9 protein-coding genes and 1 pseudogene are annotated in these 16,643 nt (G+C 72.0%); 6 read left to right on the top strand and 4 right to left on the bottom strand.

Going from position 1 to position 16,643, the window contains the following annotated elements:
* Nucleotides 1-5: 5 nt before the first annotated feature.
* Complete coding sequence (locus tag AOQ53_RS07405; RefSeq protein WP_059416061.1) at nucleotides 6-4,643, top strand: hypothetical protein; 4,638 nt, start codon at nucleotides 6-8, stop codon at nucleotides 4,641-4,643.
* Here AOQ53_RS07405 and AOQ53_RS07400 read toward each other — a convergent pair.
* The 4 genes and pseudogenes from AOQ53_RS07400 to AOQ53_RS07390 all read right to left on the bottom strand — a co-directional run bounded on the left by AOQ53_RS07400 (nucleotide 4,640) and on the right by AOQ53_RS07390 (nucleotide 8,022).
* Nucleotides 4,640-4,822 (bottom strand): GMC family oxidoreductase N-terminal domain-containing protein, encoded by a 183-nt coding sequence (locus AOQ53_RS07400; protein WP_059416059.1) that lies wholly within the window; start codon nucleotides 4,820-4,822, stop codon nucleotides 4,640-4,642. The genes AOQ53_RS07405 and AOQ53_RS07400 overlap by 4 nt on opposite strands.
* A 10-nt stretch (nucleotides 4,823-4,832) precedes the next feature.
* Nucleotides 4,833-6,395 carry an APC family permease gene (locus tag AOQ53_RS07395; protein WP_059416058.1) on the bottom strand — a complete coding sequence of 521 codons (1,563 nt, stop codon included), beginning with the start codon at nucleotides 6,393-6,395 and terminating at the stop codon, nucleotides 4,833-4,835.
* A 93-nt stretch (nucleotides 6,396-6,488) separates the two neighbouring features.
* Nucleotides 6,489-6,682: pseudogene (locus AOQ53_RS45865) on the bottom strand (aldehyde dehydrogenase family protein); the annotation flags it as partial.
* Nucleotides 6,683-7,440: 758 nt separating this feature from the next.
* On the bottom strand, nucleotides 7,441-8,022 hold the full coding sequence (locus tag AOQ53_RS07390) for a hypothetical protein (protein WP_330219309.1): 582 nt from the start codon (nucleotides 8,020-8,022) through the stop codon (nucleotides 7,441-7,443).
* 401 nt (nucleotides 8,023-8,423) lie between these two features.
* Between AOQ53_RS07390 and AOQ53_RS07385 the strand changes: the two genes are divergently transcribed.
* Genes AOQ53_RS07385 through AOQ53_RS07365 form a run of 5 tightly spaced genes read left to right on the top strand, consistent with a single transcriptional unit; the run spans nucleotide 8,424 to nucleotide 16,616 of the window.
* Nucleotides 8,424-11,519, top strand: coding sequence for a nitrate- and nitrite sensing domain-containing protein (locus AOQ53_RS07385; protein ID WP_059416053.1), 3,096 nt, complete (start codon nucleotides 8,424-8,426; stop codon nucleotides 11,517-11,519).
* A complete protein-coding gene (locus tag AOQ53_RS07380; protein ID WP_059416051.1) occupies nucleotides 11,516-11,950 on the top strand; it encodes a roadblock/LC7 domain-containing protein in 435 nt (144 codons plus the stop codon). The genes AOQ53_RS07385 and AOQ53_RS07380 overlap by 4 nt, the downstream gene beginning before the upstream one ends.
* Before the next feature lie 9 nt (nucleotides 11,951-11,959).
* Nucleotides 11,960-12,355, top strand: a complete 396-nt coding sequence (locus tag AOQ53_RS07375) for a DUF742 domain-containing protein (RefSeq protein WP_059416049.1) — start codon at nucleotides 11,960-11,962, stop codon at nucleotides 12,353-12,355.
* 24 nt (nucleotides 12,356-12,379) lie between these two features.
* Nucleotides 12,380-16,030, top strand: coding sequence for a hydantoinase B/oxoprolinase family protein (locus tag AOQ53_RS07370; RefSeq protein ID WP_059416047.1), 3,651 nt, complete (start codon nucleotides 12,380-12,382; stop codon nucleotides 16,028-16,030).
* Nucleotides 16,011-16,616 (top strand): GTP-binding protein, encoded by a 606-nt coding sequence (locus AOQ53_RS07365; RefSeq protein ID WP_059416046.1) that lies wholly within the window; start codon nucleotides 16,011-16,013, stop codon nucleotides 16,614-16,616. The genes AOQ53_RS07370 and AOQ53_RS07365 overlap by 20 nt, the downstream gene beginning before the upstream one ends.
* Nucleotides 16,617-16,643 lie beyond the last annotated feature (27 nt).

The following is a 16,643-nucleotide window of genomic DNA, read 5'->3' as shown; positions in this document are numbered from 1 at the left end:
CCGCCATGTACGAGCTGTCCCGGGTCCGCCTCTACTCCATCGGGCCCGCCGGTGCGCGCTACGCCGACACCGTGCTTGACCTGCGCGGTGTGGGCGAGCTTGTGCCCGACCCCGCGCCCACGCAGGCGGAGTTCTTCGAGGAGGAGCCCGTCGGCCCGCCGCGCCGGCCCGCGCCCGCGGGCGTGCTCTTCCTGGAGAACGGCGGCGGCAAGTCGGTGCTGCTCAAGCTGATCTTCTCGGTGATGCTGCCGGGCCACCGGAACACGCTCGGCGGCGCCAGCTCCGGTGTGCTGCGCAAGTTCCTGCTCGCCGACGACTGCGGACACGTCGCGCTGGAGTGGCAGCACGTGCTGACCGGAGAGTGCGTCGTCGTGGGCAAGGTCAGCGAGTGGCGCGGGCGGCAGGTCTCCAACGACCCGCGGAAGTTCGCCGAGGCCTGGTACTCCTTCCGCCCCGGGCCCGGACTGAGCCTCGACAACCTCCCCGTCGCCGAGTCCACCGCCGTCCGGGCCTCGGTCGAGGGCCAGTCGGGCGCGCGTGGCCGACGCCGCACCATGAAGGGCTTCCGTGACGCTCTCATGGAGGCGGGCAAGACGTATCCGCACTTGGAGGTGCACTGGGAGGAGATCCACGACCGCTGGATCGAGCACCTCGGAGACCTGGGACTCGACCCCGAACTCTTCCGCTACCAGCGGGAGATGAACGCCGACGAGGGCGAGGCCGCCGGTCTCTTCGCGGTCAAGAAGGACGCCGACTTCACCGACCTGCTGCTGCGCGCCGTCACCGACACGCGTGACACCGATGGGCTCGCCGACCTGGTCAGCGGCTTCGGCAACAAGCTGGGCCGGCGGGCCGAGCTGATCGCCGAACGCGACTTCACCGCCGGATCCGTCGACCTGCTCGGGCGGATCGTCGAGGCCGCCGAGGCCCGCTCCCGCGCGCGTGACGTCCACGCCGGGGCCGAGCGCCGGACGCGGACCCTGGCGCGCAGGCTGTCCGCGCGCGGCGTGCAGGAGCGGGTGCGGGCCGCCGACCTGGCCCAGCGGGTCACCGCCGCCGCGTACGCCGTCACGCACGCCGAGGCGGCCCGCGAGCGCAGCGCCCTGATCTCCGCCGAACTCGCCTACCGGCACGCCTCGCTGGCGCTCGCCGCGGCCGAGAAGTCCGCCGCCGCGCAGAAGCGTGAACTCGCCGACGCACGCACGCTGTACGCCGCTTGGCAGGCCGCCGAGGCCGTACTGCGCCACCGCGCAGCCGCCGACCGCGTCGCCCGCGTGTCCGCCGCGATCCAGGAGGCGGAGCGCGACGCCGCGCCCGCGCTCGCCGCCCGCTCCAAGGCCGCCGTCGACCTCGTACGGGCCCTGCACGCGGCCGCGGAGAAGGCGGAGAACCACGCCAACGAGGAGGAGGAGCGCTCCGCCGCCCTCCAGGAGGTCAGCGACACGGCCTACCGGGACTCCACCGCCGCCGCCACGCAGGCGCAGCGGGCCCGCAGCGAGGTCGGGCACCTCAAGCAGCGCCTCGCCGAGGTCGAGCAGGAGACCGCCGAGGCGGTCCGGGCCGGCTGGCTCGACGACAGCGCGCCCGACGCCGACCCGGCCCGTGCGGCCCTCGCCGCCAGCGACGCCGAGAAGACCGCCGTCGCGGCCTGGGACTCGGCTCGCGAGGCGTCCCACCGGGCCACCGAGCACGCGCGCGAGGCCGCCGCCGCCGAGACCCGCGCGGAACTGACCGCGGCCCGCGCGGCGGACGCGGCGACGGCGGCCGAGCGGTCGTACGAGGCCGAGCGCCGCACCGCCGAGGCGCTGGCGGGGGAGGAGCGGCTGGCGGAACTGCTCAGCCTGACCCCCGAGACCCGCCCGGGCATCCCGCAGCCCCGCCACGGCACGGACAGCGAGCCGGCCACCCGGCCCGTCCCGGGCGAGCAGGGGCTCAGCCCCGAGGAGCTCGACCGCTTCGCCGACGACCTGCGCGAACTGCTCGACGACGCCGTCTCCTCCGCCGAACGGCAGCTGTTCGAACTGCGTACGGCCGCCGCCGACGACTCCCGGATCCTCGGCGCGCTCGGTGACGGCGGGCTGCTGCCGCCCGGCCCGGACGTGCTGGCCACGGTCGAGTTCCTCGGCGAGCACGGCATCCCCGCGCTGCCCGGCTGGCGCTACCTCGCACAGGCCGTCGACCCGGCCGACCACGCGCGCGTGCTGGCCGCCCGGCCCGAACTGGTCGACGGCGTGATCATCACCGACCCGGACTCCCACGCACGCGCCCGGGAAGCGCTGGGCGACGCGGCGCTGCTGCCTCGTTCCGCCGTGGCGGTCGGCACCGCCGCCGCCCTGCTCGCCCCGACCCCCGCCCCGGCCACCGACAGCGGAGACGTGTTCCTCGTCCCGCCGAACCCGGCCATGCACGACGAGCACGCCGCCGACGAGGAGCGGCAGGCGCTGCGCGCCCGGGCGACCGAGCGGGACGAGGAGATCCGCACGCTCGCCGCACGGCTCGGCAAGGACCGGGAGCTCGCCGCCCGGCTCGCCTCCTGGCGCACCGGCTGCCCGGCCGGCCGGCTGGCCGAACTGGCCAAGGCGGCACACGACACCCGCGCGTTCGCCGAAGAGGCGGAGGCCGAACTGGCCGAGGCGCGCACGGTGCGGGCCGAGGCCGACGAGGCCGCCGCCGAGGCCGCGCGCGTCCGGGACGAGCGGCAGGAGGCCGCCCAGAAGGCCCGCCGCTCCGCCGACGCCCTCGCCGGGCTCGCCTTCCGGCTGCGCGAGCGGGCCGGCTGGCAGGTCAAGCTGCGCGAACTGGCCGACGAGGCGGCCGAGGCCGAGGCGAGCGCCCAGGCCTGCCTGGAACGGGCCCGGGCCGCCGACGAGGACCGGCGGGCCGCCCAGCGCGCCGCCGACGACGCCCGCCGCACCGCCCGCGCGCTGCGCGCCGAGCGCTCCGAGATCGCGGGCGCCCCCGACGACGTACCCGAGGACGACGCCCAGACCCCGAAGGCCTCCCTGCCCGCCCTCCGCGAGGCTTACCGGGCGGCGTCACAGCTGTACGAGAAGGTCGGCGTGGGTGCCGACCTGCGGGCCGAGCAGGCCCGTGCCGAGAGCGACGAGAGCGCGGCCCGCGCGGAGCTGGACCGGCTGAGCAACAAGGTCCGTACGCGCGCCGAGCAGCTCCTCGAATCCCCCGACGGCTCCGACGGGCCCAGCCGCCAGGCCGCCGCCGCCCGAGCCGAGGAGCTGGTGCAGCTCCTGGAGACCCGCATGTCGAGCGCGAGCGAGCAGCTCGGGCGGCTGCGCGGCGAGGCCGAACGGCACGCCCCCGAGGACGGCGAGGCCCACACCGACCTCCCCGAGGACCTCCAGCCAAGCGACGCCGAGCACGCGCAGACCCTGCTGCGCACCGCCACAGCCGAACTCGCCTCCCACACCGAGGCGCTGAACCAGGCCCGCGAGGCGCACGCCGAGCTCCTCGACGCCCACCGCGCCGCCGAGGACGCGGCGAGCGGCTTCGACGAGATCGCGGCCATGCTCCGTGACCTGCTGCGCGAGCACACCACGGAGGAGGAGCAGGAGGAGACCGAGCCGTACCCCGGCAGCCCGGAGGAGGCCCGGCAGTCGGCCGCCGAGGCCCGTCGGTCCCTGCGCGGCTGCGCCGCCGACCTCTCCGCCGCCGAGGCCGCCGTCCGCGAGGCCAGCGACATCCTCGTACGGCACGCCAACTCCACGCGCTACGAGCAGGTCCGCACCCCGGCACGGCAGCAGATCCGCGAACTGCCCGCCTCCGCGCTGCCCGAACACGCCCAGAAGTGGGCCGACGCCTTCGCGCCCCGGCTCCGGGTCCTGACGGACGAGCTGGAGCAGCTGGAGCGCAACCGCGACTCGATCGTGGACCGGCTGCGTGGCCTGGTCGAGTCGGCCCTGGCCACCCTGCGCTCCGCCCAGCGGCTCTCCCGCCTCCCGGAGGGCCTCGGCGAGTGGTCGGGGCAGGAGTTCCTCCGCATCCGCTTCGAGGAGCCCGACCAGGCAACGCTCACCGAGCGGCTGGGCGAGGTCATCGACGAGGCGACCCGGGCCGCCGTCAAGAAGAATTCCGACCTGCGGCGGGACGGCATGTCCCTGCTGCTGCGGGGCGTCGCCGCGGCCCTCCAGCCCAAGGGTGTCGCCGTCGAGATCCTCAAGCCCGACGCGGTGCTGCGCGCCGAGCGCGTCCCCGTCGGGCAGATGGGCGACGTCTTCTCCGGCGGCCAGCTCCTCACCGCCGCGATCGCCCTGTACTGCACGATGGCCGCGCTGCGGAGCAACGACCGGGGCCGCGACAAGCACCGGCACGCCGGCACGCTGTTCCTCGACAACCCCATCGGCCGCGCCAACGCCACGTACCTGCTGGAACTCCAGCGGGCGGTGTCGGACGCCCTGGGCGTCCAGCTCCTCTACACCACGGGCCTGTTCGACACCACCGCGCTGGCCGAGTTCCCCCTGGTCATCCGCATGCGCAACGACGCCGACCTGAGGGCGGGCCTCAAGTACATCAGCGTCGAGGAACACCTCCGCCCGGGGCTGCCGCAGCAGCCTCAGGCGGGCGAGGCGGTACACAGCGAGATCACGGCCACCAGGATGTACAAACGCCCCCCGTCTACGACGGCTTAGGGGCGCGGGGAACTGCGGGACCGGCCACGCCGGTCCCGCAGCGCCCGAACGTCGTCGCCGACCTCGCTCTGGCAGGCCTCCGGCACACCGTGACGTGGGTCCTCGGACAGCCGGGCCGCGACCACGTTGCCCGCGGTACCGCCGCCGACCACGACGTGGTCGACCCCATGCGTACTCATGGGGCCTCCTTCAGTCGGCCGCCGGAGCGCCGACGGGAGCGGTGGCCGTGGCGTCCGAGCGGTGCTCGGCGAGCACGCCGGTCTTGTGCCGCTGGACGAACCAGTAGTAGGCGAAGCCGCCGCCCGCGATGACGGCGACGAACAGCACCGCGCCCCAGCGCAGGTACCAGTGGTGGGGAGCCGTGGCGTTGTAGACGGCGGTCCGCGGCCAGATCAGGTTGAGCGTCATGGCCGCGCCCCACAGCACGGCCACGATGTTGACCGGCAGTCCCCAGCGGCCCAGCGAGAACCGGCCCTCACCCGCGGGCTGCCACTTTCCGCGCAGCCGGGCGACGAGCAGCGGCACGGTGACGCCCAGGTAGGCGAGGTAGATCATGATGATGCCGATGCTGGTGACGACGGTGAAGATCTGCGGCTGGCGGATGTTGACCACCAGGATCGCCAGCGCGAGGATGCCGATGATCACGGTCGGCAGGACCGGCGTCTGGAAGCGCGGATGGCACTTGGCCAGCTTCGAGGACGCGGGCAGGTTGTTGTCCCGGGCCATCGCGAACGCCAGCCGTACCGCCGCCGTGTGCACCGCCAGCGCGCACACCGTCACGGCGATCAGCACGCACCACAGCATCGCCTTGCCGGCCGTCGGGCCCAGCACGTTTAGGACGATGTACTGCAGGCCGTCCGTGGACAGCTTCTCGCCCTTCAGGCTGGAGACGCTCATCAGCGCGAGCAGCAGGATCAGGCCGCCGAGCACGAAGGACGCGACGATCGCCCGGATGATCGCGCGCGGCGCGTTGCGGGTCGGGTTCAGGGACTCCTCACCGAGCGAGGCAGCGGTGTCGAAGCCGTACATGACGTACGCCGAGGCCAGCGAGGCCACCAGGAAGGCACCGAGGTATCCGCTGCCATAGCCCGCGCCGGTGTCGTGCGTCTCCATGACGACCTGGGGACCGCGCGTGATGTGGACGGCGAACAGGACGATCAATACGACAGTGGCGATCAACTCGATGAACACGCCCGCCGTGTTGATCCTCGCCATCAACTTGACGCCGAAGGCGTTAACGAGAGTTGTGAACAGGATCAACACCGCGGCCAGGATGACCGCGTTGGTCGCCACGTCGTACGTACCCGTGCCGTCGCCCACGAACTGGAAAAACGACGAGATCTGCGGCAGCGTCAACTGGTAGGCCAGTGCCACGGCCGATATGGACACGATCGAGGCGATCAACATCATCCAGCCGGCGAGCCAGCCCAGATGCGGATTGCCTATCTTCTTCGACCAGTTGTAGACGGAGCCCGCCACGGGATAGCGGGCGGCGAGCTCCGCGAAGCACAGGGCGACCATGAACTGGCCGGCGAAGACCATCGGCCACGACCACCAGTAGGCGGGGCCGCCGCTGCCGTAGCCGAAGTAGAACAGCTGGAAGGTGCCGGTGAGGATCGAGATGTAGCTGATCCCGGCGGCGAAGGTGTGGAAGTTGCCGAGGGTGCGTTTGAGTTCGGGTCTGTAGCCGAACTCGGTGAGTTCGGCGTCGTCCTGGCCGTGCTGGTCTGGGGACTGCGCGGTCGGTCTCATGGGTGGTTCCTCAATGGGTGTTCACTCAGGGCGGGCTTGATCAGTCGGACCAACCCTGGGGTGGGGAACGGGTGTTGCGCCAGATGTGCTTCAAACCGTGCCGAGCCGCAGCCCGGCCGCGACGCGCGCCGCACGGGGCCTCGTCACTCGTCCACACCGCACCGGCGAGGCCGTAGATCGTGTCGTGGGCGAAGCGTGCGCCTCGCCCTCGCGCCAGAACCGTTCGACGGTGAGGACCGGCCCGAACGGCCGCTCCCGGCCACCGACATGCTCGCGGCGCATGCGTCGTCGCCGAGACCGCGTCGTCCTGCTGCTCTCTCGGCCGCTTCGTCACCGTCGTCGAAGCTGCCCCGAAGCCGTCCTGATGCCGCTCGCGCCCCAACTCGGCACGGAACTGGCCGTTGCGTTGCGTGTGCCGCGCTGCATCGCCGCGGCGGGCTCGACCTCGTCACCGGCACCGACGTCGCCGGACTGCGCCAGCAGCGTCCGCGTCACCGGCGTGGACGGACCTCACCGACGGCCGCACCCTCCCCGCGAACATCGTGATCGTCTGCATCGGCGTCGTCCCCAACACCGCCTGGCTGGCCGGTAACACCGCCTGGCTGGTCGGGTTCGACCCTGCCCCTGCGCGACGGCGGCCTGCGCGACGGCGACTGTGCGACGGTTCTGCGACAGGTGGTCGCCGTCGGCTGTGTCGCCCGTGTCGGCGGCACCCGCGCCGAGCACTGGACGTCCGCCATCCAGGAGTCCAGGGTCGCCGTGACCAACCTGCGCGCCGGACGCACCGTCGGGACGGCGGCCGTGGTGCCCTGCTTCTCGTCCGACCAGTACGGCGCCCGCATTCAGTTCACCGGCCGACGCAAGGACGGCGACACCGTGCGGGCGAGACGCGAATACGCGCGGAGCGCCGGGCAGGAGAGGGGCGCAGTCGGTCGTGCGGTGAGGAGTATGGGCTCGGGCATCGGCCGCATGGGCCGGGTCCGCCGCGTCCGGCGAGCATCCGGCCCCGGACCCGGTCGCATCGCCGGCGCCCCGCCGTCACTCCTTACGAGTGGGACAACTGCCCAGCCCCGCCCCGTCGGCGTATTCGCTCCTGCGCCCGCTCGGCGGCGCGCGCCTGCCGTCGGGCGCGGCGCCGCTCGCGTCGCAGGGCCCGTGCCGTGCTGCTCGGCATGGACACCACGCCGTTGCGCTGGTTCCAGACCTGACGCGTCACCCACACGTCGAGCGCTCCCCAGGTCGCCACGATCGTGCTGACCACGCTGCTGATCACCATGGGGAACGCCAGCCAGGACCCGGCCATCGTGCACAGGAAGGCCACCATGGCCTGAATCAGCGTCAGAGCGATGAGGATCACCGACCGCACGGCGGCCGTCCGTACCGGATCCGGCAACCGGCGCCGCCGCGCCGGCTCCTCGACCCACAGGGGCCGGTAGTGTTGCTGTTCGCGCACGTCACGCCCATCCTCGTGAGCCGGAACCCCCGCCCCTCGAGCTGTGATCTCCGCCTCGTCAGCCGGATGGTCGCGATCAGTCCCTTCGGCCTCTTGACGCGCCGTCACTTGCACCCCACCCGCCCTGGGCGCTCCGCGCCGCTCCGCCGTGCCCGTCACCGTGTCACTCCCCACCGCCAGCAGACTGCTCGCTCGCATCCGAAGACCCGTGCTCCCCAGTGGCTGCCCGGCTTGCGTTGTTTTACGCCACCCGGACGCGGGATGCGGCTCCTGTGGCCGATTCCGCCCCCATCTCCCGTAGAGAAGGACGAACAACCCGCCACGAAGATTCCCAGAAACCGAAAACTTTCAGCCAACCGCCTGGGCGGTTCGCAGGCCTTGACCCGCACGGCCACCATCGGTTTCGGGGAGACAACTCCCGCAATGCCCGGACAACTCCACATGCCTCGTGGCTGGCGCGGAAGTTCACCTTCCGGACCGGCCTTCGAGTTCCCTGGGCGTCGGTAGTAGGCTCGCGCCGTTTGTTGACGCACATGTGTACCCCCGGTAGCCGGGGGCCCGAGCTGGGGGAGGCCATGCGCTTTCGCGGGAAGTCCATCCGCCGGAAGATCGTGGCGCTGCTTCTCGTGCCGCTGGTGTCCCTGACGGCGATCTGGGCCTTCGCCACGGTGCTCACGGGACGTGAGGCGGGCGACCTGTTCAACGTGTCGTCCGTGGTGGAGAAGATCGGCTATCCCATCGAGGACACCGTCCGTGTCCTTCAGGAGGAACGCCGCCAGACCCTCGTCTACCTCGCCGACCCCCGTGCCTCCGACGGGCTCGCCGCGCTCCGGCGCAGCCGGACGGCCACCGACGAGGCCGTCGGCAGCATCCGCGACAACGCCCGGAATCCGGATGTGCGCGACGCGATGGGTGCGGACACCGACGAGCGGCTGACCGCGGTCCTGGACGCCTTCGAAGGCATCGAGTCGCTGCGCCGCAGTGTCGAGGACGGCACCGTCAACCGCTCCCAGGCCCTCGACCTCTACAACCGGCTGGTCGACCCGTGTTACGTCCTGCTCGCCAACCTCCACGTCGTCGACAACGTGGAACTGGACAAGCAGTACCGCGCCCTGGTCAATCTCGCCCGCGCCCGCGAACTGCTCTCCCGCGAGGACGCCCTCCTCGGCTCGGCCCTGATCGTCGGCAAGATCTCCCACTCCGAAGAGCGTGACATCTCCGACCTCGTGGCCCAGCGCACCCTGATGTACGACACCAGCCTCCCGCTGCTGCCCGTCTCGGAACGCGACCGGTACCAGAGCTTCTGGAAGAACGCCTCCACCGCTCCGCTGCGCGTGGCCGAGGAAGCGGCCGACTCCTCCACCGGCGGAACGCCGCGCGGCGTCACCGCCAAGAGCTGGGACAGCGCCGCCGGCAACGTGCTCGACGAACTCGGCACGCTCAACGACCAGGCCAACGACCGCTACCAGAACCGCGTCGAACCGGTAGCCATGGGCGTCATCGCCAAGGCGGTCATCGCCGGTGTACTCGGTCTGCTCGCTCTCCTGGTCTCCCTCTTCCTGTCCGTGCGCGTCGGCCGCACCCTCATCCGCGATCTGCGGCAACTGCGTCTGGAGGCCCACGAGGCGTCCGGAGTGCGTCTGCCCAGCGTGATGCGCCGGCTGTCGGCGGGCGAGCAGGTCGACGTGGAGACCGAGGTCCCGCGCCTGGAGTACGACAAGAACGAGATGGGCGAGGTCGGCCAGGCCCTCAACACCCTCCAGCGTGCCGCCGTCGAAGCCGCCGTCAAGCAGGCCGAGCTGCGAGCCGGCGTCTCCGAGGTCTTCGTGAACCTCGCGCGCCGCAGCCAGGTCCTGCTCCACAAGCAGCTCACCCTGCTCGATGCCATGGAGCGCCGGACCGAGGACACCGAGGAACTCGCCGACCTGTTCCGTCTCGACCACCTGACCACCCGCATGCGCAGGCACGCCGAGGGCCTCGTGATCCTCTCCGGCGCCGCGCCCTCCCGCCAGTGGCGCAAGCCCGTCCAGCTCATGGACGTCGTACGCGCCGCCGTCGCCGAGGTCGAGGACTACGAGCGCATCGAGGTCCGCCGCCTTCCGCGTATCGCCGTCACCGGCCCTGCCGTCGCCGACATCACGCATCTCGTGGCGGAACTCCTGGAGAACGCCACGGTCTTCTCGCCGCCGCACACGGCCGTCCAGGTCCTGGGTGAGCGGGTCGCCAACGGCTTCACCCTGGAGATCCACGACCGGGGCCTCGGCATGGCCGCCGAAGCGCTCCTGGACGCCAACCTCCGGCTTGCCGAGACCCCCGAGTTCGAGCTGTCCGACACCGACCGGCTCGGTCTGTTCGTGGTCAGCCGTCTCGCCCAGCGGCAGAACGTCCGCGTCTCCTTGCAGCCCTCCCCGTACGGCGGCACGACCGCCGTCGTCTTCATCCCGGACGCCCTGCTGACGGACGACGTCCCGGACACGAACGGCATCGGGTTCCGGCTCGACCGCCCGCAGCTGGCCAAGGAGAGCGAGCCGCAGGACAGCCGCCGCGCCGCGCTGTCCCAGGGGTCCGCGCAACGGCCCGGCCTGCCGGCCTCCCTCCTGGACGGACCGGTGGAGCTGGAGGCCCCCGTCGACCTGGATGCCATCGGCGACTTCCCCGGCGCTCTCGAGGACGAGGACAGCGGACACGGCGGCCTGTTCCGTCCCCGCCCCTCCCTCACCCGCTCCCCGGACGAGGCAGCCGTCCGCCGCCCCGGTCCGCACCAGGCCGCCGACGCCCACAGCGCACCCGACCGGACCGACACCGACGACGAACCGGGCGCCCCGGTCCAGCTGCCGCGCCGCCACACCCCGAAACTGGTCAGCTCGCACGGGCGCCCGGTCACCGAGCAGCGCCCCCGGCGCGGGAAGACGGATGAGGAGACCCTCACGGGCACCGGCCGACCGGAGTCGGGTGGCGGCGCCTCCCCGCTCCCGTCGCGTCGCCGGGGCGACGACTCCATGACCGGCGGGGCCACGGGCCGCTCCGGGTCGGAGCCCGCGCTTCCGGTCCGCCGCCGCAGCGAAGGCTCCTCGACCGACGGCCGGCGAGGCGAAGCCCAGCCGGACGCACCGCCGCCCCTGCCGGCCCGCCGTCGGGGGGCGGAGTCCGGTCGCCGGGGTATCGGCGCGGCCGGCCGGGACGGCGAGCACACCGCATCACCGGCTTCGTCCGGCGCCGGGTCGGAGCCGCCCACTCTGCCCACGCGGACGCGCCGCTCGGAGATCGCATCGAGCGGCCCGGACGGTCGCTCCGGCCCCATGCCGGAAACCCCCGGTGGTCCCACCCGCCAGGTGACCGGCTCCGGTGTTACGCCCCAGGAGACCGGCTCGGCTCCCGGCTCCGCACGACGGGGACAGGGGCCTGGCTCCGCACCGCCCGAGCCTCGCTCCGGCACCGCGCCACTGCCCCGGCGCGTCCGCCAGGCCAATCTGGCTCCGCAGCTGAAGCGGGGGTCCGAGCCGCGTACCGAGGACAGAGCCGAGTCCGTCGAACGCGACGCCGACGAAGTACGCAGCCGTATGGCCTCGCTCCAGCGCGGCTGGCAGCGCGGCCGCGAGGAGAACGCAACGGGCGATGACGCCCACAGCGGTACAGCACGACAAGGAACGACAGAGGGGGACGGTCGATGACCGCACCGAAGGCGACCGGCCACACCGCAACCAACAAGGGGGAGCTGAACTGGCTCCTCGACGACCTGGTGGACCGCGTCGCGAGCATCCGTAAGGCCCTCGTGCTCTCCGGCGACGGCTTGCCGACCGGAGTGTCCAGGGACCTGACCAGGGAGGACAGCGAGCATCTGGCGGCCGTCGCATCCGGGTTCCACAGCCTCGCAAAGGGCGTGGGACGCCACTTCGAGGCCGGCAACGTCCGTCAGACGGTCGTCGAGCTCGACGACGCCTTCCTGTTCGTGACGGCCGCCGGCGACGGCAGCTGCCTCGCCGTCCTCGCGGACGCCGACTCGGACGTCGGCCAGGTCGCCTACGAGATGACGCTCCTGGTGAAGCGAGTGGGTGTGCATCTGGGCGCCGCTCCGCGCACCGATCTGCCCGCAGGCGGGTAGTGGGATGACATGAGCGCTGACGGTCAGGGAAGAAGGCACTGGTTCGACGACGAGGCCGGACCGGTCGTCCGTCCGTACGCCATGACGCGCGGCCGCACCAGCAGCCAGGGCCAGCACCGCCTGGACCTGATCGCGGTCGTGGTCACGGAACCGCACGCGGACGACCCGGAAGCGGACCACATGCTCTCCCCGGAGCATGTGGACATCGTCGAACTGTGTCGTGACGTCCCGCAGTCGGTCGCCGAACTCGCAGCGGAACTCGACCTGCCGATCGGGGTGGTACGGGTCCTTGTCGGAGATCTCGTGGACGCGGAATTCGTCCATGTGAACCGGCCCGTACCCCCTGCCGAACTGCCGGACGAGAGTATTCTGCGCGACGTGATCAACGGCCTCCGGGCGCTGTGAGCAGCGCGGAAGCGGGGTACTGACGTGACTGGCTGGCAGTTCTGGGTCGACCGAGGCGGCACCTTCACCGACATCGTCGCGCGTCGCCCGGACGGCCGGCTGCTCACGCACAAGTTGCTGTCGGACAGCCCGGCCCGTTACTCCGACGCGGCCGTCGAGGGCGTCCGCACGCTGCTGGGCGGCTCCGGCGACCCCGTCGACACCGTGCGCATGGGCACGACGGTCGCCACCAACGCCCTCCTGGAGCGCAAGGGCGAGCGCACCCTGCTGGTCATCACCCGCGGCTTCCGCGACGCCCTGCGCATCGCCTACCAGAACCGCCCGAGCATCTTCGCCCGCCGCATCGAACTGCCCGAGCTGCTGTACGAACGGGTCGTAGAGGTCGACGAGCGCATGACCGCCGACGGCACCGTCCTGCTCGCGCCCGACCTGGATGCCCTCGCCGTGCCCCTCCAGGAGGCGTACGACGACGGGATCCAGGCCGTCGCCGTGGTCTGCATGCACAGCCACCTCCACCCCGCACACGAACAAGCCGTGGGGGAACTCGCCACCCGCATCGGCTTCCCGCAGATCTCGCTCTCCAGCGAGGCCAGCCCCCTGATGAAGCTCGTCCCCCGCGGGGACACCGCCGTCGTCGACGCCTACCTCTCTCCCGTCCTGCGCCGCTACGTCCGGCACGTCGCCGACGCCCTCGAAGGCGTACGGCTGATGTTCATGCAGTCCAACGGAGGCCTCACCGAGGCCGGTCAGTTCCGCGGCAAGGACGCCATCCTGTCCGGCCCGGCCGGTGGCATCGTCGGCATGGCCCGCATGTCGCAGCTCGCCGGATTCGACCGCGTCATCGGCTTCGACATGGGCGGCACCTCCACCGACGTCTCCCACTTCGCGGGCGAGTACGAGCGCGTCTTCGACAGCCGGATCGCCGGCGTCCGGCTGCGCGCCCCCATGCTCGACATCCACACCGTCGCCGCCGGCGGCGGCTCGGTCCTCCACTTCGACGGCTCCCGCTACCGCGTAGGGCCTGACTCGGCGGGCGCGGACCCGGGGCCCGCCTGCTACCGCGGCGGCGGCCCGCTCGCCGTCACCGACGCCAACGTCATGCTCGGCCGCATCCAGCCCGCCCACTTCCCGAAGGTGTTCGGCGCGAACGGTGACGAGCCCCTCGACGACGCACTCGTCCGGGACCGGTTCACCGCCCTCGCGCGCGAGATCCGCGAGAAGACCGGCGACGACCGCACCCCCGAACAGGTCGCCGAGGGGTACCTGCAGATCGCCGTCGCCAACATCGCGTCCGCCGTGAAGCGGATCTCCGTCCAGAAGGGCCACGACGTCACCCGCTACGCCCTCACCACTTTCGGCGGCGCCGGCGGTCAGCACGCCTGCCTGGTCGCCGACTCGCTCGGCATCCGCACCGTCCTCGTGCCGCCCATGGCCGGTGTCCTCTCCGCGCTCGGCATCGGCCTCGCCGACACCACCGCCATGCGCGAACAGTCCGTCGAGGCGCCCCTGGAACCAGCCTCCATGCCCGGTGTCCTCAAGACCGCCGAAGACCTGGAAGCCGCGGCACGCGCCGAACTCCTCGCCGAGGACGTCCCCGAGGAGCACATCGAGATCACCCGCCGCGCGCAGCTCCGCTACGACGGCACCGACACCACTCTCACCGTCGAGCTGACCGAGCCCCGCACGATGCGGCACGCCTTCGAAGAACGTCATCGCGCCACGTACTCCTTCACGCTCGACCGCCCGATCGTCGTCGAAGCCCTCTCCGTCGAAGCCACCGGCATCACCGAACCCCCCGATCTCTCCGCTCTCGCCCCTGACGAAGCCACCGCCGACGGCAGCCCCGCCGCGCCGCACTCCGTCCGCCTCCACACGGGCGGAGCCTGGCGCGACGCACCCCTCCACCGCCGCGAGGCCCTTCCCCCCGGCGACACCGTCACCGGTCCCGCGATCATCACCGAAGCCGGTGCGACGACCGTCGTCGACGACGGCTGGCGGGCCGCGGCGACCGACGACGGGCATCTGGTCATGGAACGCGCCGCGATTACGGAGAGTTCCGAACTCGACACGAAAGTCGACCCGGTTCTGCTTGAGGTCTTCAACAACCTCTTCATGTCCATCGCCGAACAAATGGGCGCCCGCCTCGAATCCACGGCCCAGTCCGTCAACATCAAGGAGCGCCTGGACTTCTCCTGCGCGCTCTTCGACCCGGACGGAAACCTGGTGGCCAATGCCCCGCACATCCCCGTCCACCTGGGCTCGATGGGCACGAGCGTCAAGGAGGTCATCCGGCGGCCGGGCTCCCGCATGCGCCCGGGCGACACCTACGCCGTCAACGACCCGTACCACGGCGGCACTCATCTGCCCGACGTCACGGTGATCACCCCGGTCTTCGACAGCGCACCGCCGACCGACACGGAGAGTGACACCGAGATCCTCTTCTACGTCGCCTCACGCGGCCACCACGCCGAGATCGGCGGCATCGCCCCCGGCTCCATGCCCGCGAACAGCCGCACCATCGAGGAGGAGGGCGTCCTCTTCGACAACTGGTTGCTCGCCGAGAACGGCCGCTTCCGCGAGGCCGAGACCCTCCGCCTCCTCACCGAGGCGCCGTACCCCTCCCGCAACCCGAAGACCAACCTCGCCGACCTGCGCGCCCAGATCGCCGCCAACCAGAAGGGCGTCGACGAGGTCGGCCGCATGATCGAGGACTTCGGGCTCGACGTCGTCCAGGCCTACATGAGGCACGTCCAGGACAACGCGGAAGAGGCCGTACGCCGCGTCATCGACGCCCTCGACGACGGCGACTACGCCTATGAGACCGACTCGGGCGCCGTCATCCGCGTGAGCGTGCGCGTGGACCGCGAGAACCGGGCCGCGACCATCGACTTCACCGGCACGTCTGCGCAGTTGCCGACCAACTTCAACGCCCCCTTCGCGGTCGTCAACGCGGCCGTCCTGTACGTCTTCCGCACGCTCGTCGCCGACGACATCCCCCTCAACGACGGCTGCCTGCGCCCCCTGGACATCGTCGTACCACCCGGCTCGCTGCTCTCACCCGAGCCGCCTGCCGCCGTCGTCGCCGGCAACGTCGAGACCTCCCAGGCCATCACTGGTGCCCTCTACGCGGCGCTAGGCGTCCAGGCCGAGGGCTCCGGGACGATGAACAACGTCACCTTCGGGAACGAACGCCACCAGTACTACGAGACCATCGCCTCCGGCTCCGGCGCGGGGGACGGCTTCCCCGGTGCCCCCGTCGTTCAGACGCACATGACCAACTCTCGCCTCACCGACCCCGAGGTCCTGGAGTGGCGACTGCCCGTGCGCCTCGAGGAGTTCGCGGTCCGGCGCGGCAGCGGCGGAGCCGGCCGGTGGCGCGGCGGCGACGGCGCCGTGCGTCGCATCCGGTTCCTGGAGCCCATGACGGTCTCCACGCTGTCCCAGCATCGCCGTGTCCCCCCGTACGGTATGGCGGGTGGCGAGCCCGGCGCTCTCGGCGCCAACCGAGTGGAACACGTCGACGGCACCGTGAGCGAACTCGGCGGCAGCGACTCCGCGGACGTCGTCACCGGCGACGTACTCGTCATCGAAACCCCAGGCGGCGGAGGCTACGGCTCACCGTCGCCCGACCCCCATCAAGCAGGAGAAGAGATCGATGATCTTCGGGCGTTCTGAGCGCGGCAAGCCTCCGGTCGAGCCCGTCACGCTCAAGATCCTGGTGGCCGGCGGCTTCGGCGTGGGCAAGACCACGCTCGTCGGCGCGGTCAGCGAGATCCGGCCGCTGCGCACCGAGGAGCTGCTCACCGAGGCCGGGCGCCCGGTCGACGACATCCGCGGTGTGGAAGGCAAGCACACCACGACCGTGGCCATGGACTTCGGCCGCATCACGCTCCGCGAGGACCTGGTGCTGTACCTCTTCGGCACGCCCGGCCAGGAGCGGTTCTGGTTCATGTGGGACGAGCTCTCCGAGGGCGCGCTGGGTGCCGTCGTCCTCGCCGACACCCGCCGCCTGGAGGACTGCTTCGCCGCCGTCGACTACTTCGAACGGCGCGCGATACCGTTCCTCGTCGGCGTCAACTGCTTCGAGGGCGCCCCGCGTTACCCGGTCGAGGACGTGCGCCAGGCCCTCGACCTCGACGACGGCGTACCGCTCCTGATGTGCGACGCCCGCGACCGCGAGTCGGTCAAGGAGGCACTCATCGGCGTCGTCGAGCACGCCATGGCGTACGCGGCCGACCGCCGCCAGACGGTCACCACCTGACGCTCGGCCGACCGGCGGGCGCGGACC

The organism is Streptomyces azureus (assembly GCF_001270025.1).
GTDB classification, from domain to species: domain Bacteria; phylum Actinomycetota; class Actinomycetes; order Streptomycetales; family Streptomycetaceae; genus Streptomyces; species Streptomyces azureus.
This window is presented reverse-complemented; position numbering and strand designations above follow the sequence as displayed.

Bases quoted from the DNA above. Each gene is read 5' to 3' on its own strand.
- AOQ53_RS07405 (WP_059416061.1), top strand. From the start codon at position 6: ATGTACGAGCTGTCCCGGGTCCGCCTCTACTCCATCGGGCCCGCCGGT.
- AOQ53_RS07400 (WP_059416059.1), bottom strand. From the start codon at position 4,822: ATGAGTACGCATGGGGTCGACCACGTCGTGGTCGGCGGCGGTACCGCG.
- AOQ53_RS07395 (WP_059416058.1), bottom strand. From the start codon at position 6,395: ATGAGACCGACCGCGCAGTCCCCAGACCAGCACGGCCAGGACGACGCC.
- AOQ53_RS07385 (WP_059416053.1), top strand. From the start codon at position 8,424: ATGCGCTTTCGCGGGAAGTCCATCCGCCGGAAGATCGTGGCGCTGCTT.
- AOQ53_RS07380 (WP_059416051.1), top strand. From the start codon at position 11,516: ATGACCGCACCGAAGGCGACCGGCCACACCGCAACCAACAAGGGGGAG.
- AOQ53_RS07375 (WP_059416049.1), top strand. From the start codon at position 11,960: ATGAGCGCTGACGGTCAGGGAAGAAGGCACTGGTTCGACGACGAGGCC.
- AOQ53_RS07365 (WP_059416046.1), top strand. From the start codon at position 16,011: ATGATCTTCGGGCGTTCTGAGCGCGGCAAGCCTCCGGTCGAGCCCGTC.